Genomic DNA, 25,355 nt, shown 5'->3' on the forward strand with positions numbered 1-25,355 from the left:
GAGGCAGCCAGATACTGCCGTTGCCCATCACAGATGCGTGCCACCGTCTGTTAACTGCGACTCAAGTGTGTAAGAAAAAGTTGCTGCAGGGATATGGCTGTGATCTCCATTCGGACGAATGGAATTGACGCGAAAACAAGCGAAACGGTCGTGATAGAGCTGTTCGTCGATCTTTGAAATTCTTTGGGATGACCCTATGCCGCATGTGGCCATGAGATGGATACCGTGTGGCCGAGCGTCGTGATCACCGTTACCTGTGCGTCAGCTCATCGAACGCGGATGTGATTTTTCGCGGGGCGTGATCCTGGTGGGCTGGAGGCATTCATCCCGAATCAGCGGCCGGCTGGCGTTTATTTCGGCCGCGTACGGCGCCTTCTGGCGCGCAGGGGGCGCCACAGCTGTGATTCGGGTTTCATAAATGCGGTCACGAACCACCATAGGCTCTAATCCGGGGGTTTCGAACACGATTATTTTTAAAGAAGGACTGAAGTATCCGATGAGTCAGCCGATGACTAGCGGGTACTGTTCAACTCGAGAATGTCCATGCGTCTGACCCTGAAACTGAAAGTTCTTCTTCTCGCACTGATACCCGTGGCCTTGTTCGCGTTGGTGCTTAGCGGTGCCGCCGCGCAGATCCTGCATGGCCTGGCGGATGAGGAAGTGGCCGAAACCCGTGAACGGATGATCCAGGACAGCCGTGCCCGGCTCGAGGATTACGTACGCATCGGCGTCAGCAGTGTGGCTCACCTTTATGAACCCGCCGCGCACGGTGATATGGCCAGTCGTGCTGAGGCGATAGCCATCCTGTCGAAGATCAAGTTCGGCAAGGGCGGCTACTTCTTCGGCCACGACTCGGAAGTCCGTCGGCTATTCAAGGGCGACGACCCCGCTGATATCGGCGTGAGCCTAAAGGACAAGCGTGACCCGAACGGCGTGTACCTCAACCGCGAGCTGGTTGACGTCGCCAAGAATGGCACCTACTACGCGAGCTACTCCTCAGCGCTGCCAGGTAATGCCAATGTGCTGGTACCGAAGCTTGCGTACAGCTTCTATCTACCCAAGTGGGACATGGCTTTGGGCACGGCCGTAAACCTGGACAATATCGATCATGCGCTGGATGAAGTGCGGGTGGAGATCGATGACCGAGTCAATTCGATCCTCACCAGCATTCTCGCCATCGCCGGTGTGATGCTGGCGGCGCTGGGCATCGCTGGCGTGGTGCTCAGCAACTCGATTGTTCGTCCGATTCAGGTCATCAAGGATCAGCTGGACGAAATCGCTGCGGGCGATGGCAACCTGACGCATCGTCTGCCGGAGCATGGCAAAGATGAGCTGGGCCAGCTCGCCGGTTCCTTCAACCGCTTCGTTGGCAAGATCCACACCATGGTCAGCCAGGTGGCGGAGATGACCGGCCAGCTGACCGGCATGGTGGCGGAGGTGGCCGCTCAGGCGCAGCGCTCCGAGAAAGCCATGGAGACCCAGCGCCAGGAGACCGACCAGGTCGCAACGGCCATCAACGAGATGTCGGCTGCCGCGCAGGAAGTCGCCCATAGCGCCCAAGGCGCGGCCGAAGCGGCTCAGAAAACCGATCAGGAAGGGCAGCAGGCGAAAGCGGTGGTGGATTCGAGCATCCGCCAGATTCACGCATTGGTGGATGAAATCCGTACCAGCGGCACGTCGCTGGATTCCCTGCAGCAGGACGTGCGCGCCATTGTCGGTGTGCTCGATGTCATCCGCTCGATTGCCGAGCAGACGAACCTGTTGGCGCTCAACGCAGCCATCGAAGCTGCCCGAGCCGGTGAAGCAGGTCGCGGGTTTGCGGTAGTGGCTGACGAGGTCCGTGCGCTTGCCAGCCGTACCCAGCAGAGCACCCAGGAAATTCAGGGCATGATCGACCGCTTGCAGACTGGCACCCAGCAGGCTGTCGCCGCCATGAGCCGTTCCAGTGAAGCGGGTGACGCGAGCAGCTCGCAGGCCAACCAGGCCGGGGCGTCACTCGATGCGATCTCGCAGCTGATCGCGACCATCAACGGGATGAACGCGCAAATCGCCAGCGCTGCCGAAGAGCAAACCGCAGTGGCTGAAGAAATCAACCGCAGCGTTCACCAGATCGCCAATGCGGTAGAAAACGTCGCGGAGGAAACCCAGCATGGCGCCCAAACCGCGCGCAACCTGGCCAATGTAGGCGAGCGCCTCGGCGCGCTGGTTCGCCAGTTCCGTATCTGACGCGGCCTGATCTCCCCAGACGCTCAAATTGGTCTCATGGCAAACCCCGCATTTGCGGGGTTTTTCATTAGTGCAGGCCAGCTTTTGAAGTGCTGGCCTTCATCAGGCACAGTCAGCATGCTCACGTAGGGTGGATCGCGCTTCATCGATCCGCCGGGTGGCGGCCCACCGAGCGGAGTAACAGTGGATGTAAAAAGCGACATCCACCCTACGGACTTAGCGTCAGCCTAAGAAGTACAGACAGCCAGCTCGCGTAGGGTGGATCACGCTTCACCGATCCACCGGGTGGCGATCCACCGGGTGGCGCCCCACCGAGCGGAGTCACGGTGGATGTAAAAAGCGACATCCACCCTACGGACTTTGCGTCAGCCGAAGACGTACAGGCAGCCCGAGATGACGATCCCCGAATACACCAGCATCAGCAGGCAATAGCCCATGATGTCGCGCGCACCAAGGCCGACAATACCGAGGATGGGCAGCGCCCAGAATGGCTGGATCATGTTGGTCCAGGCATCGCCCCAGGCGATCGCCATGGCGGTTACTGCCGGGGAAACGCCAAGTGCTTGGCCTGCGGGCAGCATGATCGGCCCCTGTACCGCCCACTGACCGCCACCCGACGGTACGAAGACGTTGACCAACCCGGCGCTGAGGAACGCCAGCACGGGGAAGGTATCGGCCGACGACCAGGCGATGAAGGTATCGGTGACTTGCTTGCCTAACGACAGCCCCTCGGCGTTGGCGCCAACCATCATCCCCATGATCCCGGCGTAGAACGGGAACTGAATGACGATGCCGCTGATGCCGCCGATGCCGTCCTGCACCGCGCGCATGTAGCGCTCCGGCGAGCCGTGCAGCGCCAGACCGGTGAAGAGGAACAGGCCGATGACGATGTTCAGCGTCAGGGCGAAGCCGTTCTCGGCGAAGTAATAGCCGAAATACACCACGCCCAGCGCAACGATGATCAGGTTAAGAATACGGCTGTCGTCCATGCGCTGCGCCAGGGTGTTGCGGGGCAGCGGTTCGTGTTCCGGGTCGACCAGCAGCGCCGGGTCCGCGACCTTAGGTTCTTTCGGGTGCATCGCCCAGTTGAGGATTGGCAGGCCGATCACCAGCAGCGCGATGATGGTCAGGTTCATGGTGGTGAACAGCGTGTCGCCAACGCCGATGGCGGCAGTCACGACACCGCCGGTCATGCGCTCCAGATCGGCGCCGCCGGTAGCCAATGACAGCGGGATCGAGCCGGACAGCCCGCCGTGCCAGATCAGAAAACCGGAATAGGCCGCGGCGACCAGCAGCGGGTAGTCGACGCCTTTCACTTCACGGGCCAAGGCGCGGGCGAACACCGCACCGATCACCAGCCCAAAGCCCCAGTTGATCCAGGAACCGGCCAGTGCGACCAATGTCACCAAGACCACAGCGCGACCCGGCGTACGCGCGGTGCGGGCCAAACCGGCCAATAGACGATGGATAGCCGGCGCGCTGGCCAGGGCGTGGCCGGTCACCAGAATCAGTGCCATCTGCATGGCAAAGGTGAGCAGGTTCCAGAAGCCTGAGCCCCAATGCTTCGCCATGGCGGGCACGCCCTGGCCGGTCACGAGCATGCTGGCGACCAGCACGATAAGGCTGAGAAGAATCGCAAAAACGAAAGGAGAAGTAGGTATCGCTGAATGAGCTTGACGCTCAAAGCGGTGACAGAGCTGAGCATGGTCGTTGATCCTGTGTTGTTCTTCTTTTTAGTCGGCGGCGCACGTGCGTGGCGTGTGCCGCGGTTTCCCAGTGGTTCGAAGGTGTGTTGCGCTAGCGGTGTTGTCGATCCCCCTTATGAATCGGCGGAGCCTTTCAGCTGCGCTCGATGGCCAGCGCCACGCCCTGACCGCCACCGATGCACAGCGTCGCCAGGCCTTTCTTCGCATCGCGGCGAATCATTTCGTGGAGGAGGGTGACCAGCACACGGCAACCCGACGCGCCGATGGGGTGGCCGAGCGCAATGGCGCCGCCGTTGACGTTGACTTTCTCGGCATTCCAACCCAGCTCCTGACCGACAGACAGCGCTTGCGCGGCGAACGCTTCATTGGCCTCGATCAGATCCAGTTCGTCCAGCGTCCAGCCGGCTTTGTCCAGGCAGCGGCGGGTGGCTGAAACCGGCGCAATGCCCATGATCGCCGGGTCGACGCCGGCATTGGCGTAGGCCTTGATTGTCGCCAGCACCGGCAAGCCGAGTGCTTTGGCCTTGTCCGCGCTCATCAGCAGCACCGCAGCCGCGCCATCGTTGAGGCTGGAGGCGTTGCCAGCGGTGACTGAACCATCTTTCTTGAACGCCGGTTTGAGTTTCGCCAGAGACTCGGCAGTGGTGCCGGCCCGTGGTTGCTCGTCGGTGTCGAAACGCAGGGGCTCGCCTTTGCGCTGCGGAATCTCGATGGGCGTGATCTCGTCCTTGAAGCGCCCGGCCTCGATGGCCGCGACGGCTTTCTGCTGCGATGTCGCGGCGAAGGCATCCTGGGCCTCGCGGCTGATCACGTACTTGTCCACCAGATTCTCGGCGGTGATGCCCATGTGGAAATCATTGAAGGCATCCCAGAGGCCGTCGCTGATCATGCTGTCGACCAGCTCGGCGTGGCCCATGCGTAGCCCGGTGCGCGCTTTCGGCAGTACGTAGGGTGCGAGGCTCATATTCTCCTGACCGCCCGCGATGATTACCTCCGCATCGCCGCAGCGAATTGCCTGGGTCGCCAGGTGCAAAGCCTTGAGGCCCGAGCCGCAGACCTTGTTCAGAGTGAAGGAGGGCACTGCATGGGGCAGCCCGGCCTTGATCGACGCCTGCCGCGCGGGGTTCTGCCCGGAGCCGGCCGTCAGGACCTGGCCGAGAATGACTTCATCCACGTCGGCCGGGTTTAGCCCGGTTTGTTCAAGCAGACGTTTGATGACCGCTGCGCCCAGATCAGGCGCGGCGATATTGGCCAGCGCGCCCTGAAAGGAGCCGATGGCGGTTCGGGTGGCGGCAACGATAACGACGTCTTGCATGTTCTTACTCCGGTTGAGTCGGGTGGTGTAGCGAGCGGTGGTCGCCGGGCTCTGTAGAGTCTTCGCGAGCAAGCTCGCTCCTACAAGGAAGCGTGTGCGCTCAGAACGTCATTTCCGGTACGTGATCCGGCACCACCAGCTCCCCGGCGGTCTTGGCGATGATCTCTTCGACACTCACGCCGGGCGCGCGCTCCTTGAGGACGAAGGCGCCGTTCTCGATTTCCAGGTATGCCAGGTCAGTCAGCACGCGCTTGATGCAGCCGGCGCCGGTCAGCGGCAGGGTGCACTTGGGCAGCAGCTTGGATTCGCCATCCTTGGAAGCGTGCGTCATCAGCACGATGATGTTCTCGGCGCCGGCGACCAGGTCCATCGCACCGCCCATGCCTTTGATCAGTTTGCCCGGGATCATCCAGGAGGCAATGTTGCCCTGCACGTCGACCTCGAAGGCGCCGAGCACGGTGAGGTCGATATGCCCACCGCGGATCATCGCGAAGGATTCGGCCGAGTTGAAAATGGAGGCGCCAACGCGTGCGGTGACGGTCTGCTTGCCGGCATTGATCATGTCGGCATCGAGTTCGGCCTCGGTGGGAAAGGCGCCCATGCCGAGCAGGCCGTTCTCCGATTGCAGCATCACTTCCATGCCTTCAGGCACGTAGTTGGCGACCAGGGTCGGGATGCCGATACCGAGGTTCACGTAAAAGCCGTCCTGCAGTTCACGGGCGACACGCTGGGCCATTTGTTCGCGGGAAAGTGCCATCGTCGATTCCTCTTATTCTTTTGTTTAGGTGCGGACGGTGCGCTTTTCGATGCGCTTCTCGAAGGTGCCGCAGATGATCCGGTCGACGTAGATGCCGGGCGTGTGGATCTGGGTGGGATCGATCTCACCAGGCTCGACGATTTCCTCGACCTCGACCACGGTGACCTTTCCTGCAGCGGCGGCCAGCGGATTGAAGTTCTGCGCTGTGTGGCGGTAGATGACGTTGCCGTAGCGGTCGGCCTTCCAGCCTTTGACGATGGCGAAGTCGCCGGTGATGGCGTGTTCGAGGATGTGCGGGCGGCCGTTGAATTCACGCACGTCCTTGCCCTCGGCGATGGGCGTGCCGTAGCCGGTGGCGGTGTAGAAGGCTGGAATGCCAGCGCCACCGGCGCGCATTTTTTCCGCCAGGGTGCCCTGAGGCGTCAGCTCGACTTCCAGCTCACCATTGAGCAACTGCTTTTCGAACAGCGCATTTTCGCCCACATAAGAGGCAATCATCTTGCGGATCTGCCGGTCTTCCAGCAGCACGCCGAGGCCAAAGCCATCCACGCCGCAGTTGTTGGAAACCACCGTCAGGTCGCGGGTGCCTTTGCGTTTGATCTCAGCGATGAGGTTTTCGGGGATGCCACACAAACCGAAGCCTCCGGCGAGAACGGTCATGCCGTCCTGCAACCCATCGAGCGCCTCGGCATACGAATTTACGCGCTTGTCGAAACCAGCCATAACCTTTTCCTTCTTGTTATTGAAGACTTGATCGTTCGGAGAAGAAGTCGTGGGCTGGAGTGTTCCCATGGCGTTCGGATTTGTTAAGTTGATTTTTAAGCACTATTGATTGATAAAACAAAACAAAGCGCGTGGTTGCGCCATCGTTTAGCTCGGATATTTCAAATGACTGCCAAGCAACTTCGTGCATTTCTGGCGGTTGCTCACACGCTGAGTTTTGCCCAGGCCTGTGAGCGGCTGCACCTGTCGCAATCGGCGCTGAGCCTGACCATCAAGGCGTTGGAAGATGGTTTGGGAGGACGATTGTTCAGCCGAACGACGCGTGCCGTCAGCCTGACGCCTGAAGGCGAGGCGCTGTTGCCCTTGGCACGGCGGCTACTGGCAGATTGGGACAATGCAGAAGACGAATTGCGCCAGCGCTTCACGCTGCAACAAGGCCGGGTGGCGTTGGCGTCGATGCCGTCCTTCGCAGGCAATCTGTTGCCATCGGTCCTGCGCGCGTTCCGTGATCGGTATCCGTCAATCAGCGTGACCGTGCATGACGTGATCAACGAGCAGGTAATGGAGATGGTGCGCGATCGGCACGTGGAGCTCGGCATCGCCTTCGAGCCTGAGCCGAGCACGCCCTTGAGTTTCACGCCGCTCTACATGGATCGGTTCGTAGGCGTGGTGCCTGCGGATTCTCCCTTGGCCGCGAAGAACGAAGTGATCTGGGATGAGCTGCTTCAGCAACCTTTCATCACACTGCAACGCCCGTCCACGGTGCGTTTCATGCTTGAAGACCACCTGCGCTTGCGCGGCCGCAACCTGCCGGTGCAGTTCGAGAGCCACCAGTTGGCGACCGTGGGTCGCATGGTTGCCTGTGGGTTGGGGGTCAGCGCAGTGCCGGCGCTGTGCTGCATGCAGATGCTGGAAGTCGGGGCCCAATGCGTCGCCCTCAGCGATCCGGTGATCGAACGGCCGGTGGGCATCCTTACCAAGCCGGGTCACGAGCTGTCGGTCGCGGCGCAGGCGATTGCCGATGCGTTGCGAGCAGAGACGGGTTACCCGCAGGACTCACGCTAGACGTCCTGGTAGTAAGGAGAGGTTGGCTCCGCTGGTCAGGAGTGAACGAAAGCGTGCGGTTACCGAACGTCATCGATGTTGTCCTTTGGTCCGATCTCCTATGCTCGGACTCAGCGTTATGCTTCGCACCTCGGCAGTGTGGCCATGGCCCCGGTTCGGGTTGACGATAGGCGAGTGACCGCCTCGCTGCGGTTTCAGCCTCACTATAAAAAAGACAAGAGTGCCTTGTGATGGACAGTCTGCTGAATACGAAAAGCAGGATTTTTGATCGTGCTGACCCGCATGCGGTGTCGGAGTACGTCAATCAGCATGTCGGTGCCCACTGCATTCAGCTGCCACGCACGGGGCATCCGCAAGCCAGCCTGAGCCACTGCACCTTCGGCAAGCTCGATCTGTGCAAGCTGAGTTACGGCGGCAGCGTCCACGTGACGTCGCCCGCCCTGGAAACCATCTATCACCTTCAACTGCTGCAGCGCGGGCATTGCCTCTGGCGAGGCCGTGGGCAGGAGCACTATTTCACGCCGGGCGAACTGTTGTTGATCAACCCGGACGATCCGGTGGATCTGACCTATTCGGACGATTGCGAGAAGCTGATCGTCAAGCTACCGGCGTCCTTTCTGAAAAAGGCCTGCGCCGAGAACCAGTGGCATGCGCCTGGGGAAGGGATTCGGTTCACAGCCAGCCGCTATGACCTCAAGCAGCTCGACGGGATCGAAAGCCTGCTTGGGCTGATTTGCCAGGAAGCCGAAGCCGAGCATTGCGTGCCGCAATTGCAGGATCAGTACAGCCGCATCATCGCCTCGAAGCTTTTGTGCACGCTGGCCAACAATATCCATCGCGAGCCGTTGAGCGAGAGTTGCCCGTCGTTCGGGCGCATCACTGATTACATCGACGAGCACCTGAAAAAGGACATCTCGGTCGAACAGCTGGCGCAACTGGCAAACATGAGCCAACGGTCGCTCTACACGTTGTTCGAACGCCGGGTCGGCACCACGCCCAAGACCTACATCCGCCAGCGTAAGCTGGAGCAGATCCACGGTCGGCTGAGTGATCCCTCGGCCAAGGTCCGTAACATCACCGAGATCGCCATGGATTATGGATTCCTGCATCTTGGTCGCTTTTCAGAGACCTACAAGAGCACCTTCGGCGAACTGCCGTCCGATACGCTGCGCAAACATCACTGACGACACGGCCGCAGTGCTGGTTCGCTGAGCAAGCGCGCAGGCACAGGTACGTCTGCGCATTTGCCAGCAATGGGCTCACTAACCTTTCATTTCGGCGTTTCGCTAACCATAATCCTGACCTGGATCAATTGGGTGTTGGAGATTCCATGCAAGACGTGACACTGCCCGACGTGTCATTGATCGCGCAGGATCGATATCGACTACTCGTCGATGCGGTGACTGACTACGCCATCTATATGCTCGACCCCAATGGCCATATCGCCAGCTGGAACGCGGGTGCGAGGCGCTTCAAAGGGTACGAAGAGGCCGAAATCATCGGTCAGCATTTCTCCCGCTTCTACACGGACGACGACCGTGCCGCAGGCTTGCCCCAGCGGGCATTGGCAACCGCTGCCTCCGACGGCCGTTTCGAGGGCGAAGGCTGGCGAGTGCGCAAGGATGGCGAGCGGTTCTGGTGCCACGTAGTGATCGACCCGATCTGGTCGACGTCGGGCGGTTTGCTTGGGTTCGCCAAGATCACACGTGACCTGACCGAGCGCAAACTGGCTGAGGACTCGCTGAAGCAGAGTGAGCAGCAGTTTCGCTTGTTGGTCCAAAGCGTCACCGATTACGCCATTTATATGCTCGACCCGACCGGGCTGGTGAGCAACTGGAACCTCGGCGCCGAACGCATCAAAGGCTACCGTCCGGATGAGATCATCGGTCAGCACTACGGCGTCTTTTTCACCAAGGAAGATCGGCTGAACGGCGTTCCGCAGCGTGGTCTGGAGACGGCCTTGAGGGAAGGGCGGTTTGAGAGTCAGGGCTGGCGGGTGCGCAAGGATGGCTCCCGCTTCTGGGCAAGCGTGGTGGTTGACCCTATCCGCAGTGACATTGGCACCCTGATCGGGTTCGCCAAGGTGACGCGTGATATCACCGAGAGCGTTGAGGCCCAGCGCGAGTTGGAAAAGGCGCGCGAGGCGCTGTTTCAGTCACAGAAAATGGAATCGCTCGGCCGACTCACCGGCGGCATCGCCCACGATTTCAACAACCTGCTCATGGCGGTGGTCGGCGGGTTGGAGATCGTACGCCGGCGCGTTCCGGATGATCCCCGCATCGTTCCGCTGTTGGATAACGCGATTCAGGGTGCTCAGCGGGGCATTTCGCTTTCCCAGCGCATGCTGGCGTTCGCGCGGCGCCAGGAGCTGCACCTCGCGCTGGTTGATGTCTCCGCGCTGGTGCGCGGCATGGCGGACCTGCTCAGACAGTCGCTTGGGCCGCGGATCGGCATCGAAACGCGCTTTCCACTTTCGCTCAAGCCCGTTCTCGCGGACGCCAACCAGATTGAGCTGGCGTTATTGAATCTTGCCGTCAACGCTCGGGATGCAATGCCCGACGGCGGCACCGTGACCATCTCAGCACGCGAGCACCGGTTCGATACGAGGGAGGGGGCGTTGGAACCCGGCGACTATGTCTGCCTGGCGTTGGCCGATGAAGGTACCGGGATGGACGCGGCGACGCTCGAGCAGGCAATGGAGCCGTTCTTCACCACCAAGGGCGTTGGCAAGGGCACTGGCCTTGGCCTCTCGATGGTTCATGGCTTGGCCGCGCAATCGGGGGGACGCCTGTTGCTCAAGAGCGAGAAGGGCCGGGGCACAACCGCCGAGCTGTGGCTGCCCCTTGCGGTCAATGTCTCTGTACCGGCGGAAACCGAACGTGTCCAGCAGTCAGCGTCGCAGTGCCTCATGGCGCTGAAGGTGCTCGCGGTCGATGATGACCCGCTCGTACTGATGACGACCGCCGCAATGCTCGAAGAGCTTGGCTGCGAGGTGATCGAGGTAGGGTCGGCCGAGCAGGCGCTTGATGTGCTGGCGCAACAACGCGTCGATCTGGTGCTGACCGATCAGGCCATGCCGCATATGACCGGCGCGCAACTGGCCGACTTCATCCGACACCGCTACCCACAATTGCCGGTCGTCCTCGCCACCGGTTATGCCGACAAGCTTGGCGGACGCGCAGGCAGCCTTCCCAGGCTCGGCAAGCCTTTCGATATGGACGCCTTGGCTGAGAAAATCACAGCGGTCATGAGCCAGCCCTGACGGCTGGCGCGTCTGAGACGTCCTCCGCAACCCACGCCAACACCAACACCAACGCGCTCGCCGGCGTCTGGTTGATCCCGGTTCATCGAATACCGTAACGCCCCGCAGGGTCGCCCGACCTTGCCGGGCCGCGCCGCCCATTGTTTTGCAGAAAACGGATAGAGGTCCCGCAGGAAACGGATATTGATGCCGTCTTCCGCGCCGTAGCCTTCATCACGTAGACACAATAACAATGGAGGCCCCGGCCATGTCCCTGGGATTCGACTACCTTGATTCGCTGCTAGAAGAAGATAAAGAGAAGGGCGTCTTTCGCTGCAAGCGCGAGATGTTCACCGACCCTCGGTTGTTCGATCTGGAGATGAAACACATCTTCGAGGGCAACTGGCTGTACCTCGCTCACGAGAGCCAGATCCCCGAGAAGAACGACTACTACACGACCCAGATGGGGCGTCAGCCGATCTTCATCGCGCGCAACAAGGATGGCGAACTCAACGCCTTCATCAATGCCTGCAGCCATCGCGGCGCCATGCTTTGCCGCTTCAAAAGCGGAAACAAGGCGACCTATACCTGCCCGTTCCATGGCTGGACCTTCAACAACTCCGGCAAGCTGCTGAAGGTCAAGGACCCGAAGGAAGCCGGTTACCCGGACAGCTTCAACTGCGACGGCTCCCATGACCTGAAGAAGATCGCCTGTTTCGAGTCCTACCGCGGCTTCCTGTTTGGCAGCCTGCGCGAGGACGTGGCGCCGCTGGAAGAATTTCTCGGCGAGTCGAAGAAGATCATCGACATGGTCGTCGACCAGTCTCCGGACGGCATCGAAGTGCTGCGCGGCTCGTCCACCTACGTGTATGAAGGCAACTGGAAGCTGCAGGCCGAAAACGGCGCCGACGGCTACCACGTCACTGCGGTTCACTGGAACTACGCCGCCACCCAGCAGCAGCGCAAGCTGAAAGAGGCCGGCGACGACATCCGCGCCATGAGCGCCGGCGGTTGGGGCAAGAAGGGCGGTGGTTTCTACTCGTTCGAGAACGGCCACCTGCTGCTCTGGACCCGCTGGGACAACCCGGAAGACCGCCCGCTCTATGCCCGTCGTGACGAGATGATCACCGAGTTCGGCCAGGCGCGGACCGACTGGATGATCGAGAACTCGCGCAACCTCTGCCTCTACCCGAACCTGTACCTGATGGACCAGTTCGGCTCGCAGCTGCGCATCGCCAAGCCGATCTCCGTCGACAAGACCGAAGTCACCATCTACTGCATCGCCCCCAAGGGCGAAAGCGCTGAAGCCCGTGCCCGCCGCATCCGCCAGTACGAAGACTTCTTCAACGTCAGCGGCATGGCCACGCCGGATGATCTGGAAGAATTCCGCGCCTGCCAGCAGGGCTTTGCCGGTAGGGCGATGGAATGGAACGACATGTCCCGCGGAGCCAAGCACTGGATCGACGGCGCCGATGAAGGTGCGCAGGAGATCGACCTGCACCCGCAGATGAGCGGCATGCGCACGGAGGATGAAGGCCTGTTCGTGCTGCAACACCATTATTGGCAGCAGCAGATGATCAAGGGGCTCAAGGAAGAGCAGGACCAACTGATCCACGTGGAGGGTGCGTGATGACGCTTTCCTACGAAACCGCGCGCGACTTCCTCTACCGCGAAGCGCGCTATCTGGATGACAAGGACTGGGACGCCTGGCTCGAACTCTATGCGCCGGACGCCACCTTCTGGATGCCGGCCTGGGATGACCGCGACCAGCTGACCCAGGACCCGATGAGCGAAATTTCGCTGATCTGGTACGGCAACCGCAGCGGCCTCGAAGACCGGGTGTTCCGCATCCGCACCGAGCGCTCCAGCGCGACCATTCCGGACACTCGCACGAGCCACAACATCAGCAACCTTGAGTTGCTCGAGCAAGACGACGGCGTCTGCAAGCTGCGCTTCAACTGGCACACGATGAGCTTTCGCTACAAGACGGTCGACCACTTCTACGGCACCAGCTTCTACACCCTCGATACGCGCGGCGAGAACCCGCTGATCAAGGCCAAGAAGGTCGTGCTGAAGAACGACTACATCCGCCAGATGATCGACGTTTACCACCTTTGAGGGCGCCGCCATGGCTCACAAGATCGCATTGAACTTCGAAGACGGTGTCACTCGTTTCATCGACGCCGCTATCGGCGAAACCGTCGCCGACGCCGCCTATCGCCAGGGCATCAACGTCCCGCTGGATTGCCGGGACGGTGCCTGCGGCGCCTGCAAGTGCTTCGCCGAAAGCGGTCGCTACGACCTCGGCGAGGAATATATCGAGGATGCGCTGAGCGAAGCCGAAGCCGAGCAGGGTTACGTGCTGACCTGCCAGATGCTCGCCGAAAGCGACTGTGTGATTCGCGTGCCGGCCGCCTCGGACATCTGCAAGACCCAGCAGGCTAACTACCAGGCCGCCATCAGTAACGTTCGCCAGTTGTCGGAGAGCACCATTGCGCTGTCGATCAAGGGCGAATCGCTGAACCAGCTGGCGTTCCTGCCGGGGCAGTACGTCAATCTGCAGGTGCCCGGCAGCGATCAGACCCGCGCCTATTCCTTCAGCTCGCTGCAGAAGGACGGTGAGGTCAGCTTCCTGATCCGCAACGTGCCGGGCGGGTTGATGAGCAGCTTTCTGACCAACCTCGCCAAGGCTGGCGACAGCGTCAATCTGGCCGGCCCGCTGGGCGCCTTCTACCTGCGCGAGATCAAGCGGCCATTGTTATTGCTGGCCGGCGGCACCGGCCTCGCGCCATTCACCGCAATGCTGGAGAAGATCGCCGAGCAGGGTAGCGAACATCCGCTGCACCTGATCTACGGCGTCACCCACGACCACGACCTGGTGGAAATGGAGAAGCTCGAGGCCTTCGCCGCGCGCATCCCCAACTTCAGCTACAGCGCCTGCGTCGCCAGCCCGGACAGTGCTTACCCGCACAAGGGCTATGTGACCCAGCACATCGAGCCCAAACACCTGAATGACGGTGAAGTGGACATCTACCTCTGCGGCCCGCCGCCGATGGTCGAGGCAGTCAGCGGCTTCATCCGTGAGCAAGGGTTGGAACCGGCGAACTTCTACTACGAGAAGTTTGCGGCCAGCGCCTAGTTCCCACGCTCCAGCGTGGGAGCCCTGGTTGTGACGCACTGCGGGGACGTGGAGCGTCCAGGGCGGCATTCCACGCGGAGCGTTGGAACGACCAACGCCGCAGTTCAAATTTGTAGGGTGGGCTTTAGCCCACCAATGGGGTCCTGGCGGTGGGCTAAAGCCACCCTAGGGTACTTGCTCGCGAAAAGGCCAGCAGGTTCGCCTGGATCAACGTCCCAAAAAGCTTCGCGAGCAAGCTCGCTCCTACAGGGGTTTGCGCGTGGCTTCGACTATCGAGGACAGGTAGATGCGCAATCGTTTTGAAAACAAAGTCGCGGTTATCACCGGCGCCGCCCAGGGCATTGGTCGCCGTGTAGCCGAGCGTATGGGCGAAGAGGGTGGACGGCTGATTCTGGTCGACCGCTCCGAGTTGGTCCACGAACTGGCCGATGAGCTGGGTGCGACGGGCGTCGAGGTGCTGACGCTGACCGCCGATCTCGAGCAATTTGCCGACTGCCATCGCGTCATGAACGCGGCGAAGGCGCGCTTCGGCCGCCTCGATATCTTGGTCAACAACGTCGGCGGCACTATCTGGGCCAAGCCCTTCGAGCATTATCTGGAGCATGAGATCGAGGCCGAAGTGCGTCGCTCGCTGTTCCCCACGCTGTGGTGCTGTCACGCCGCGCTGCCGCACATGCTGGAGCAGGGCACGGGCGCCATCGTCAACGTCTCCTCCATCGCTACCCGCAGCCTCAACCGCGTGCCCTATGGCGCGGCGAAGGGCGGGGTGAATGCGCTGACTGCGTGCCTGGCGTTCGAGAACGCCCAGCGCGGCATTCGCGTCAACGCCACCGCACCGGGCGGCACTGAAGCGCCGCCCCGCCGAATCCCGCGCAACGCCGCGGAGCAGAGTGAAAAGGAAAAGATCTGGTACCAGCAGATCGTCGAACAGACCGTCGATTCAACCCTGATGAAGCGCTACGGGACGGTCGACGAGCAGGCCGGCGCCATCCTGTTTCTCGCCTCGGATGACGCCTCTTACATCACCGGCGTGACCCTGCCGGTGGGCGGTGGCGATCTCGGTTAAATGAAACGGACCGGCCGGACCGGACTACGCCAAGGCACCTCAGCTGCGCGGTGACTCACCCCCGCGCCCGACCCGCGACTAACAAAAACAATAGAGAGTCTTGCCATGCGAAACGTAGATGTTCACGAAATCATCGATAACGCGCGCTTCAGCCGCTTTCACTGGCTCGTCGTGTGCCTCTGCGCACTGCTGCTGATCTTCGACGGCTACGACCTGTTCATCTATGGCGTGGTGCTGCCGGTGATCATGAAGGAGTGGGGGCTGAGCCCGCTGGAAGCCGGTGCCCTCGGCAGCTATGCGCTGTTCGGCATGATGTTCGGCGCGCTGGTCTTCGGGACCCTGGCCGACCGCATCGGCCGCAAGAAAGGCATCGCCATCTGCTTTGTGCTGTTCAGCGGCGCCACGGTGCTCAACGGTTTCGCCAGCACACCGACCGAGTTCGGCATCTTCCGCTTTCTCGCCGGCCTCGGCTGCGGCGGGTTGATGCCCAATGTGGTGGCACTGATGAATGAATACGCGCCGAAGAAACTGCGCAGCACGCTGGTGGCCCTGATGTTCAGCGGCTACTCGCTGGGCGGCATGTTGTCGGCCGGCCTCGGAATCTACATGCTGCCGCGCTTCGGCTGGGAAGCGATGTTCTTCGCCGCTGCCGTGCCGCTGCTGCTGTTGCCGGCGATTCTCTGGTACCTGCCGGAATCCGTCGGCTTTCTGGTTCGTCAGGGAAAGGCTGATCAGGCCCGGGCGTTGCTGAACAAGGTTGACCCGAGCCGCCAACTGACCGCAGCCGATGAACTGGTGATGACCGATGTGAAGGGCAAGAGCGCTTCGGTGCTGGAGCTGTTTCGCGACGGCCGTGGCGTGCGCACCTTCTCCCTGTGGCTGGCGTTCTTCTGCTGCCTGCTGATGGTATACGCGCTGGGCTCCTGGCTGCCGAAGCTGATGGCCAACGCCGGTTACAGCCTGGGCTCCAGCCTGTCGTTCCTGCTGGCGCTGAATTTCGGTGGAATGGCCGGCGCGATTCTCGGTGGGTGGCTGGGCGATCGCTACAACCTGGCCAAGGTGGTGGTGGTGTTCTTCGCGGTGTCCGTGGCCTCGATCAGCCTACTTGGCTTCAAGACCCCGATGCCGGTGCTCTATACCCTGATCTTCATCGCCGGCGCCACGGTGATCGGCACGCAGATCCTGCTGTACGCGACCGCCGCGCAATGCTACGGCCTGTCGATCCGCTCCACCGGTCTTGGCTGGGCCTCGGGTATCGGCCGCAACGGCGCCATTGTTGGTCCGCTGCTGGGTGGCGCGCTGCTGGGCATCAACCTGCCGCTGCAACTCAACTTCATGGCCTTTGCCGTCCCGGGCATCGTCGCTGCACTGGCCATGACCGCCTTCGCCATCTCCAGCAAGCGCAGCCCAGAAGCCGCGCCGATCGTGCTGTCGGCGGCCAAGGCGTGACTCCTGACATTGGTAAATCGGAAATCGATATGAGCCCCATCCTGATCGAAAGCATCCAGGCAATCATCGTCGACCTGCCGACCATCCGTCCGCATAAGCTGGCGATGCACACCATGCAGCAACAGACGCTGGTGATCATCCGTGTGCAGTGCAGCGACGGTATCGAAGGCATCGGCGAAGCCACCACCATCGGTGGCCTGGCCTACGGCAACGAGAGCCCGGAGAGCATCAAGCAAAACATCGACAGCCACCTCGGCCCACTGCTGGTGGGGCAGGACGCGGCGAATATCAACGCCGCCATGCTGCGGCTGGACAAGGCGGCGAAGGGCAACACCTTCGCCAAGTCCGGCCTGGAAAGCGCGCTGCTGGATGCCCAGGGCAAGCGCCTCGGGCTGCCGGTCAGCGAGCTGCTCGGCGGCCGTGTGCGTGACAGTCTGGAAGTCGCCTGGACCCTTGCCAGCGGCAACACGGCGAAGGACATCGAGGAGGCCGAGCGCATGCTGGATATCCGCCGCCATCGCATCTTCAAGCTGAAGATCGGCGCCGGTGAGGTGAATGCCGACCTCAAGCATGTCATCGCCATCAAGCAGGCCCTCGGCGAGCGCGCCAGCGTGCGCGTCGACGTCAACCAGGCGTGGGACGAGTCGGTGGCCCTGCGTGCCTGCCAGGTGCTGGGCGACAACGGCATCGACCTGATCGAACAGCCGATCTCGCGGATCAACCGCGGCGGGCAGATTCGCCTGAACCAGCGTAGCCCGGCACCGATCATGGCCGACGAGTCCATCGAAAGCGTCGAGGATGCCTTCAGCCTGGCCGCCGATGGCGCGGCCAGCATATTCGCCTTAAAGATTGCAAAGAACGGCGGCCCGCGTGCCGTGCTGCGTACCGCGCAGATCGCCGAGGCAGCCGGTATTGCGCTGTATGGCGGCACCATGCTCGAAGGCGCCATCGGCACCCTGGCTTCGGCGCATGCCTTCGTCACCCTCAACAAGCTGACCTGGGGCACCGAGCTATTCGGGCCGCTGTTGCTCACCGAAGAAATCGTCACCGAGGCGCCGGTTTACCGCGACTTCCAGCTGGAAGTGCCGCGCACGCCGGGCCTGGGTCTGACCCTCGATGAAGAGCGCCTGGCGTTCTTCAGCCGCACGTAAAACGGAGGCTGAACCGATGCTGTTCCACGTAAAGATGATCGTAAAACTGCCCGTCGATATGGACCCCGGCAAGGCGTTCAAGCTGAAGGCTGACGAGAAGGAATTGGCGCAAAGCCTGATGCGCGAAGGCAAGTGGCGCCACCTGTGGCGCATCGCCGGCCAGTACGCCAACTACAGCGTGTTCGACGTCGCCAGCGTGCAGGAACTGCACGACACCCTGATGCAGCTGCCGCTGTTCCCCTACATGGAGATCGAGGTCAATCCGCTGTGCCGGCACCCGTCCTCGATTCGTGAAGACGACAGCTGATCGACTTTCCAAGGCCGGCGTGCGCCGGCCAGCTAATCGCGTCACCACAACTACAAGATGAGGCCTGAGCCATGACTGTGAAAATTTCCCACTCCCCGGAAGTCCAGCAATTCTTCAAGGAAGCCAGCGGCTTTCAAAACGACCAGGGCAGCAGCCGCATGAAGACTGTGACCCACCGCATTCTGTCCGATGCGGCACGGATCATTGAAGACCTGGAAATCACTCAGGATGAGTTCTGGAAAGCGGTGGATTACATCAACCGCCTCGGCGGCCGCAATGAAGCTGGTCTGCTGGTGGCCGGGCTCGGCCTCGAGCATTTTCTCGATTTGCTCGAAGACGCTAAGGACGCTGAAGTCGGCCTGACTGGCGGCACCCCGCGCACGATCGAAGGCCCGCTGTATGTCGCAGGCGCGCCGATCGTGGAAGGCGAAGCGCGTATGGATGACGGCAGCGAAGATGGCGTCGCCACGGTGATGTTCCTTCACGGCCAGGTCACCGGGCCGGATGGCAAACCACTGGCCGGTGCTACGGTGGACCTGTGGCACGCCAACACCCAGGGCAACTACTCGTACTTCGACAAGAGCCAATCGGATTACAACCTGCGTCGCCGAATCATCACCGATGCCGAAGGCCGCTACCGCGCTCGCAGCATCGTGCCGTCCGGCTACGGCTGTTCGCCGGATGGTCCGACCCAGGAAATGCTGAACCAGCTGGGCCGCCACGGTCAGCGCCCGGCGCACATTCATTTCTTCATCTCAGCGCCTGGTCATCGCCACCTGACCACGCAGATCAACCTGTCGGGTGACAAATATCTCTGGGACGACTTCGCCTACGCCACCCGCGACGGGCTCATTGGTGACATTCACTTCAACGATGATCCGGAAGCGTCGCATGCCCGCGGTGTGGAAGGGCGATTTGCTGAAGTCGAGTTCGACTTCCAGTTGCAGCAGGCGCCTGCTCCAACGGCCGAGCAGCGCAGCCGCCGACCTAGGGCGCTGCAGGAGGCGTAACCAATCGTCGGCCGAAGTAGGGTGGATGACGCTGTTTTCATCCACCGGCTTTTTTTGCGGTGCCGGTGGTGGATGGGTGGAGCGTCATCCACCCTACGCAAGGGATTGCCTGATAGGGTCGATGGGTGCGCTGTTCGGCACAGTGGAAGAAACGACGCTACACCCAAGGCAACATCGGGTGGATGACGCTGTTTTCATCCACCGGCTTTTTGCGGTGCCGGCGGTGGATGGGTGAAGCGTCATCCACCCTACGTAAGGGAATTGCCTGATAGGGACGATGGGTGCGCTGGTCGGCACAGTGGAAGAAACGACACCGTGCCCAAGGCAACGTAGGGTGGATGACGCCGTTTTCATCCACCGGCTTTTTTTGCGGTGCCGGTGGTGGATGGGTGAAGCGTCATCCACCCTACGCAAGGGAACAGGCTGGGAGCGCGATGGGTGCGCTGTTCGGCACAGTGGAAGAAACGACACCGTGCCCAAGTTAACGTAGGGTGGATGACGCCGTTTTCATCCACCTGCTTTTTGCGGTGCCGGCGGTGGATGGGTGAAGCGTCATCCACCCTACGCTCAGAAGCACACCCACAATACGAGCGATCCGGACGTTGTCACGGACCGCCAGGCATGACTTGCGAGGCGTCATGAACAGGCTTTTGAGAGACATCTCCCTCTCCGCCGTGATCGCGGGCTTTATTGCGACGGTGATTTCCTATGCAGGCCCACTGGTCATCATCTTCCAGGCGGCAGAAGCGGGCGGTCTGCCGCGTGAGGTGGTGTCGTCCTGGGTCTGGACTGTCTCCATCGGCAGCGGTGTGCTCGGCATTGTGCTGAGTCTGCGTTACAAGGTGCCGATCATCATTGCCTGGTCCGCACCGGGTTCGGCGTTGCTGGTCACCATGTTGCCGGACATCAGCATGAACCAGGCGGTTGGCGCCTATCTGGTATCCAGCGTGATTATTCTGCTGGTCGGGCTTTCTGGGGCGTTCGACAAGATCATCCGCCGAGTCCCTGCGGCGATTTCGGCCGCCATGCTCGCCGGCATTCTGTTTCGCTTCGGCACGGGATTGTTCGTTTCGGTGAAGGAGCAACCCTGGTTGGTGTTGGCGATGCTCGGCACCTACCTGCTGTTCAAACGAGTGATGCCTCGCTACGCCGTCATGGCAGTGCTGATCGTCGGCGTGGCCATCGCGGCCGGTAGCGGCGAGCTGCACAGCGAGGCGCTGGTGATCGGGCTCGCGACGCCAGTCTGGATCACACCCGAGTTCAGTTGGCATGTCATCCTTGGCGTCGCGTTTCCGTTGGTGATGGTGTCGCTGACCGGCCAGTTCGTACCGGGCATGGCGGTGCTGCGTAATGACGGTTATCAGACGCCCGCGAGTCCGCTGATCAGCAGCAGCGCGCTGGGCAGTTTGCTGCTTGCACCGTTTGGCTGCCACGGTCTGAACCTTGCGGCAATCACGGCTGCGATCTGCACCGGCAAGGAATCTCACGAAGACCCCGACAAACGCTACGTTGCTGGAATCTCCGGTGGGCTGTTCTATCTGCTGCTGGGCATCTTTGGCGCCACGCTGGTTTCGATCTTCACCGCCTTTCCCGCTGCGCTGATTGCGGCGCTGGCGGGGCTGGCGCTCCTCGCGGCCATTGGCGGGGCATTGAGTACCGCGATGTCGGTGCCGGAAGATCGCGAAGCTGCGTTGATTACCTTCCTTGTCACGGCGTCTGGCATGTCATTGCTCGGTCTGTCCGCTGCGTTCTGGGGGCTGATCTTTGGCATCGCTGCCCACGTGCTGCTCACGCCCCGGCGTTCTCGAGCGCCTTCGCCTATCAGCACGCCAGCACCGCTAGAAAAGGAGCAGCCAGCGCGCTGAGTCAATCAATGACCTGCCCTGAACCAAGCAGGTATATGGGCGCGACCGAAGTCCACATCTGAGTATGGGGTGGTTTTGCGATTATCGACCTGCCGGACGATAATCGCCCATCGTTCCTAGCCGAAGCTGCCGCTCATGACCGACGAATCTCGCCCCAACCTTGCCCCTATGGCGCCGGCCATCATCGCCTCGCCCGCCAAGCGAATCGAGGCGCTGACCGGCGACCCGAATTTCATGACGTCGCTGGCGCGAGGGCTAGCAGTGATCCATGCGTTCCAGGAGCGCAAACGTCATCTGACTATCGCGCAGATCAGCCACCGCACGGAGATTCCACGGGCGGCCGTGCGGCGCTGCCTGCACACATTGATCAAGCTCGGTTACGCCACGACCGATGGGCGCACCTATTCGTTGTTGCCAAAAGTCCTCACGCTCGGGCACGCCTATCTGTCGTCCACACCGCTGGCGGTGACGGCGCAGCCGATCCTCGATCGGCTCAGCGATGAGCTACACGAAGCCTGTTCGATGGCCACGCTGGAAGGCGACGAAGTGCTGTATGTGGCGCGATCGGCCACGCCCCAGCGGTTGATCTCGGTGGATCTCAGCGTGGGCAGCCGTTTGCCTGCCTACTGCACCTCGATGGGTCGGATTCTGCTGGCTGCGCTGGACGACGCGGCACTGACGGAGTACCTCGAGCACGCGAATCTTCAGGTCAAGACCAGCCGCACGCTGCATACGCCTGAAGCGATTCGTGCGTCGGTTGAGGAAATAAGGCAGAAGGGTTGGGTCATCATCGATCAGGAGCTTGAGGTCGGCTTGCGCTCGCTGGCCGTGCCGCTGAAGGACTCTGCCGGGCAGGTGCTGGCCGCGCTCAACGTTGGCACCCATGCGAGCCGGGTGACCAAGCAGGAGCTGGAGTCCCGCTTCCTGCCGGTTTTGCTGGAGGCGAGCAGGGAACTGAGCACGCGACTCTTCCACTGATTGACCACGCCGGTGCTCATTCAAACTTGCCGGGACGGGTACGCTTCTGTTCGATAATCGCACAATGAATCGATTATCGGATTGTTCTGGTTTCATTCGGTGGTTAGTGTTGATGGCACGCGCTTCTCTCTGCGCACCCAGACACCAACATGAGACCGACCCATGGCTGAACTCCTATCCCTTCGCGAAGCAGTGGATCGCTTCGTCAGCAGCGGGGATACCGTTGCCCTTGAAGGCTTCACGCACCTGATTCCAACGGCCGCTGCGCACGAGATCATTCGCCAGGACAAAAAGGACCTGACACTGGTGCGGATGACGCCCGACCTCGTCTATGACCTGCTGATCGGTGCCGGCTGCGCGAAAAAGCTGGTGTTTTCCTGGGGCGGCAATCCGGGCGTCGGCTCCCTTCATCGCCTCCGTGACGCTGTAGAAAAACAGTGGCCGCAGCCGCTGGAGATCGAAGAGCACAGCCATGCTGACCTGGCTAATGCCTATGTCGCTGGCGCTTCGGGTCTGCCGTTCGCCGTGCTGCGGGCCTATCTGGGCTCGGACCTTCCAAAGGTCAATCCGATGATCAAGTTCATCGATTGCCCCTTCACCGGTGAAAAACTGGCTGCCGTGCCGAGCGTGCGCCCGGATGTCACCGTGATCCATGCGCAGAAAGCCGACCGCAAAGGCAACGTGCTGATTGCCGGGATTCTTGGCGTGCAGAAGGAAGCGGCGCTGGCGGCCAAGCGCTGCATCGTTACCGTCGAAGAAATCGTCGATGACCTTCAGGCCCCGATGAATGCCTGCGTCCTGCCGACCTGGGCGTTGAGCGCCGTTTGTCTGGTGCCGGGAGGGGCGCATCCGTCCTACGCGCATGGCTATTACGAGCGCGACAACCGCTTCTACCAGCAGTGGGACCCGGTTGCTCGCGACCGCGACAGCTTCACCGCCTGGATCGACGAGTTCATTCGCGGTACCGAAGATTTTTCAGCCTTTCAAGAAAAGATAGGGGCCAAGCTGGCCGCGCAGCAGGAGGCCAACTGATGAACGCTCACGCCAATGACTACAGCACAAACGAAATGATGACGGTTGCAGCGTCCCGTCGCCTGGGTAATGGGAGTGTCTGTTTTGTCGGCATCGGCCTGCCGTCCAAGGCGGCCAACTTGGCTCGCCTGGCCCATGCGCCTGAAGTGGTGCTGATCTATGAGTCCGGTCCGATCGGTGCCAAGCCGTCCGTATTGCCCTTGTCCATCGGTGATGGCGAGCTGGCGGAGACGGCCGACACCGTGGTGCCGACCGCCGAGATATTCCGATACTGGCTGCAGGGCGGGCGGATCGACGTCGGTTTCCTCGGCGCGGCGCAGGTCGACAAGTACGGCAACATCAACACCACGGTGATTGGCGACTATCACCAACCGAAAGTTCGCTTGCCAGGGGCGGGCGGCGCGCCAGAAATTGCCGGCTCGGCGAAGCAGGTGCTGATCATCCTCAAGCAATCGCATCGCACCTTCGTCGACAAGCTGGCGTTCATCACGTCGGTCGGTTTTGGTGAAGGCGGGGAGCATCGCAAGCAGCTCGGTTTGCCAGGCAATGGGCCGGTGGGAATCATCACCGACCTGTGCATCATGGAGCCCGAAGCGGGGTCCAACGAATTCGTGGTGACCTCGCTGCATCCGGGTGTGACCCGTGAACAGGTGGTCGAAAACACCGGGTGGGCGATTCGGTTCGCTGATGATCTGGGCGAAACCGCGCCACCAACCGAACACGAGCTGGGAGCGCTGCGTGCCCTTGAAGCCCGCACCGCTGCCGCCCACGGACAATCTGGAGGTGACGAGTGACACGCGAAGTCTTTATCTGCGACGCCGTACGGACGCCCATCGGCCGCTTCGGCGGGGCTTTGGCTGCCGTGCGTACCGACGACCTGGCGGCCACGCCGATCAAAGCCCTGCTGGAACGCAATCCCGGACTCGATCCTGCAGCGATCGAAGAGGTCTTCATGGGTAGCGCCAACCAGGCCGGCGAGGACAACCGTAACGTGGCGCGCATGGCCGCACTGCTGGCCGGCCTGCCGGAAACCGTGCCGGGTGTGACCCTTAACCGCCTCTGCGCCTCGGGGATGGATGCCGTGGGCAGCGCCTTCCGCGCCATTGCCTGTGGTGAGATGGAGTTGGCCATCGCCGGCGGGGTCGAGTCCATGACCCGCGCGCCTTACGTGATGGGCAAGGCCGACACCGCCTTCGGCAGAACCCAGAAGATCGAGGACACCACCATCGGGTGGCGCTTCATCAACCCGAAGATGAAAGAAATGTACGGCGTCGATGCCATGCCGCAGACCGCTGACAACGTTGCGGAAGCGCACAAAATCAGCCGCGAGGATCAGGACGCTTTCGCCCTGCGCAGCCAGCAGCGCACCGGCAAGGCGCAGGCCGCGGGGTTCTTCGCTGAGGAAATCGTTCCGGTGGTGATCAAGGGCCGCAAGGGTGACACCGTCGTGGATACCGACGAGCACCCGCGTCCGGACACCACGGCCGAGGCGCTGGCAAAGCTCAAACCTGTCAACGGACCGGACAAGACCGTCACTGCGGGTAATGCGTCGGGCGTTAACGATGGCGCCGCCGCGCTGATTCTCGCCAGTGCTGAAGCGGTACAGAAGTACGGTCTCACGCCGCGCGCCAGGGTGCTCGGTATGGCCAGCGCTGGCGTCGCGCCACGCGTAATGGGCTACGGTCCGGTGCCGGCGGTGCGCAAACTGTGCGAGCGACTGAACCTTGCAGTAAGCGACTTCGACGTAATCGAACTCAATGAAGCCTTCGCCGCACAAGCGCTAGCGGTGACTCGCGATCTTGGTCTCGAAGACGACAGCCCAAAAGTCAACCCGCAGGGTGGCGCCATTGCCCTCGGCCATCCGTTGGGTATGAGCGGCGCGCGGCTGGTACTGACGACGGTGCACGCGCTGGAAAAGAGCGGCGGCAAGCTCGGCCTGGCGACCATGTGTGTGGGTGTAGGGCAGGGACTGGCGTTAGCGGTTGAGAAAGTCTAGGAGGCGCGCCGTGGTGGGCTGAAGCCCACCCTACAAGAACTGCTGCACGCTGGTAGGGTGGGCTTCAGCCCACCAATATTTCACAGCTGTGATGGGCTCAGCCGCTCATGGCTAGTGCAGCGCCGGCTCATTCCTCAGCACAAACTTTAAATTTTTCGACTCCAGCATTTGCGCGGAGGATGGTGAAGCCCACCCTACGGCCGTGCTGAGCCTTTACGCAGTGGGGGTGAAGCAGAGCGCCCCCCGGGCCCACTCTACGAAGCCAACCTTTGTGTGGAGGTCCGCTCCCGTAGGGTGGGCTTCAGCCCACCGTTGTGACCGCCATCGCG

At 61.6% G+C, this 25,355-nt stretch carries 20 protein-coding genes and 3 pseudogenes; 19 read left to right on the forward strand and 4 right to left on the reverse strand.

Annotated features, from left to right (window positions below; genetic code table 11):
- Window positions 1-681 precede the first annotated feature (681 nt).
- Together K4O48_RS20715 and K4O48_RS20720 are read left to right on the forward strand one after the other, a co-directional pair.
- Window positions 682-1,320 (forward strand): annotated as a pseudogene (locus K4O48_RS20715) (cache domain-containing protein); the annotation flags it as partial.
- 309 nt (window positions 1,321-1,629) lie between these two features.
- A pseudogene (locus K4O48_RS20720) lies at window positions 1,630-2,226 on the forward strand (methyl-accepting chemotaxis protein); the annotation flags it as partial.
- A gap of 365 nt (window positions 2,227-2,591) precedes the next feature.
- Here K4O48_RS20720 and K4O48_RS09240 read toward each other — a convergent pair.
- From K4O48_RS09240 to K4O48_RS09255, 4 genes and pseudogenes are all read right to left on the reverse strand, one after another.
- Window positions 2,592-3,931 (reverse strand): annotated as a pseudogene (locus K4O48_RS09240) (short-chain fatty acid transporter).
- 134 nt (window positions 3,932-4,065) lie between these two features.
- The gene (locus K4O48_RS09245) at window positions 4,066-5,247 is read right to left on the reverse strand and encodes an acetyl-CoA C-acetyltransferase (protein ID WP_222912050.1); all 1,182 of its coding nucleotides are present in this window, start codon (window positions 5,245-5,247) and stop codon (window positions 4,066-4,068) included.
- Between the two features lie 100 nt (window positions 5,248-5,347).
- Entirely contained in the window at window positions 5,348-6,004 is a 657-nt protein-coding gene (locus K4O48_RS09250; RefSeq protein WP_073299678.1) for a CoA transferase subunit B, read from the reverse strand.
- A gap of 24 nt (window positions 6,005-6,028) precedes the next feature.
- Window positions 6,029-6,727 (reverse strand): CoA transferase subunit A, encoded by a 699-nt coding sequence (locus tag K4O48_RS09255; RefSeq protein WP_222911712.1) that lies wholly within the window; start codon window positions 6,725-6,727, stop codon window positions 6,029-6,031.
- A gap of 165 nt (window positions 6,728-6,892) precedes the next feature.
- Here K4O48_RS09255 and K4O48_RS09260 point away from each other — a divergent pair, with 165 nt between their 5' ends.
- The 17 genes from K4O48_RS09260 (at window position 6,893) to pcaF (ending at window position 25,026) form a co-directional block, all read left to right on the forward strand.
- Window positions 6,893-7,792 (forward strand): LysR family transcriptional regulator, encoded by a 900-nt coding sequence (locus tag K4O48_RS09260; RefSeq protein ID WP_222911713.1) that lies wholly within the window; start codon window positions 6,893-6,895, stop codon window positions 7,790-7,792.
- A gap of 230 nt (window positions 7,793-8,022) precedes the next feature.
- Window positions 8,023-8,976, forward strand: a complete 954-nt coding sequence (locus K4O48_RS09265; protein WP_222911714.1) for an AraC family transcriptional regulator — start codon at window positions 8,023-8,025, stop codon at window positions 8,974-8,976.
- Between the two features lie 146 nt (window positions 8,977-9,122).
- Window positions 9,123-11,054, forward strand: a complete 1,932-nt coding sequence (locus K4O48_RS09270) for a PAS domain-containing sensor histidine kinase (protein ID WP_222911715.1) — start codon at window positions 9,123-9,125, stop codon at window positions 11,052-11,054.
- A 247-nt stretch (window positions 11,055-11,301) separates the two neighbouring features.
- Window positions 11,302-12,663 (forward strand): benzoate 1,2-dioxygenase large subunit, encoded by a 1,362-nt coding sequence (gene benA, locus K4O48_RS09275; protein WP_222911716.1) that lies wholly within the window; start codon window positions 11,302-11,304, stop codon window positions 12,661-12,663.
- A complete protein-coding gene (gene benB, locus K4O48_RS09280; RefSeq protein WP_222911717.1) occupies window positions 12,663-13,151 on the forward strand; it encodes a benzoate 1,2-dioxygenase small subunit in 489 nt (162 codons plus the stop codon). The genes benA and benB overlap by 1 nt, the downstream gene beginning before the upstream one ends.
- A 10-nt stretch (window positions 13,152-13,161) precedes the next feature.
- Complete coding sequence (benC, locus tag K4O48_RS09285; protein WP_222911718.1) at window positions 13,162-14,172, forward strand: benzoate 1,2-dioxygenase electron transfer component BenC; 1,011 nt, start codon at window positions 13,162-13,164, stop codon at window positions 14,170-14,172.
- A 286-nt stretch (window positions 14,173-14,458) separates the two neighbouring features.
- Window positions 14,459-15,238, forward strand: coding sequence for a 1,6-dihydroxycyclohexa-2,4-diene-1-carboxylate dehydrogenase (locus tag K4O48_RS09290; RefSeq protein ID WP_222911719.1), 780 nt, complete (start codon window positions 14,459-14,461; stop codon window positions 15,236-15,238).
- Between the two features lie 105 nt (window positions 15,239-15,343).
- Window positions 15,344-16,687, forward strand: a complete 1,344-nt coding sequence (locus K4O48_RS09295) for an MFS transporter (RefSeq protein WP_222911720.1) — start codon at window positions 15,344-15,346, stop codon at window positions 16,685-16,687.
- Between the two features lie 29 nt (window positions 16,688-16,716).
- Complete coding sequence (locus tag K4O48_RS09300) at window positions 16,717-17,838, forward strand: muconate cycloisomerase family protein (protein WP_222911721.1); 1,122 nt, start codon at window positions 16,717-16,719, stop codon at window positions 17,836-17,838.
- Window positions 17,839-17,854: 16 nt separating this feature from the next.
- Complete coding sequence (gene catC / locus K4O48_RS09305) at window positions 17,855-18,145, forward strand: muconolactone Delta-isomerase (protein ID WP_222911722.1); 291 nt, start codon at window positions 17,855-17,857, stop codon at window positions 18,143-18,145.
- Window positions 18,146-18,216: 71 nt separating this feature from the next.
- Window positions 18,217-19,155, forward strand: a complete 939-nt coding sequence (gene catA / locus K4O48_RS09310) for a catechol 1,2-dioxygenase (RefSeq protein WP_222911723.1) — start codon at window positions 18,217-18,219, stop codon at window positions 19,153-19,155.
- 25 nt (window positions 19,156-19,180) lie between these two features.
- Window positions 19,181-19,390, forward strand: a complete 210-nt coding sequence (locus K4O48_RS09315; RefSeq protein WP_222911724.1) for a hypothetical protein — start codon at window positions 19,181-19,183, stop codon at window positions 19,388-19,390.
- Between the two features lie 403 nt (window positions 19,391-19,793).
- Window positions 19,794-21,020, forward strand: coding sequence for a benzoate/H(+) symporter BenE family transporter (locus K4O48_RS09320; protein ID WP_222911725.1), 1,227 nt, complete (start codon window positions 19,794-19,796; stop codon window positions 21,018-21,020).
- 135 nt (window positions 21,021-21,155) lie between these two features.
- Window positions 21,156-21,998 carry an IclR family transcriptional regulator C-terminal domain-containing protein gene (locus K4O48_RS09325; RefSeq protein WP_073299691.1) on the forward strand — a complete coding sequence of 281 codons (843 nt, stop codon included), beginning with the start codon at window positions 21,156-21,158 and terminating at the stop codon, window positions 21,996-21,998.
- A gap of 162 nt (window positions 21,999-22,160) precedes the next feature.
- On the forward strand, window positions 22,161-23,030 hold the full coding sequence (locus K4O48_RS09330; RefSeq protein WP_222911726.1) for a CoA transferase subunit A: 870 nt from the start codon (window positions 22,161-22,163) through the stop codon (window positions 23,028-23,030).
- Window positions 23,030-23,824, forward strand: a complete 795-nt coding sequence (locus K4O48_RS09335) for a CoA-transferase subunit beta (RefSeq protein ID WP_222911727.1) — start codon at window positions 23,030-23,032, stop codon at window positions 23,822-23,824. Before K4O48_RS09330 ends, K4O48_RS09335 begins: the two co-directional genes overlap by 1 nt.
- Complete coding sequence (pcaF, locus tag K4O48_RS09340) at window positions 23,821-25,026, forward strand: 3-oxoadipyl-CoA thiolase (RefSeq protein ID WP_222911728.1); 1,206 nt, start codon at window positions 23,821-23,823, stop codon at window positions 25,024-25,026. Before K4O48_RS09335 ends, pcaF begins: the two co-directional genes overlap by 4 nt.
- Window positions 25,027-25,355: the final 329 nt, after the last annotated feature.

The organism is Pseudomonas sp. DNDY-54, assembly GCF_019880365.1.
GTDB lineage: Bacteria > Pseudomonadota > Gammaproteobacteria > Pseudomonadales > Pseudomonadaceae > Stutzerimonas > Stutzerimonas stutzeri_P.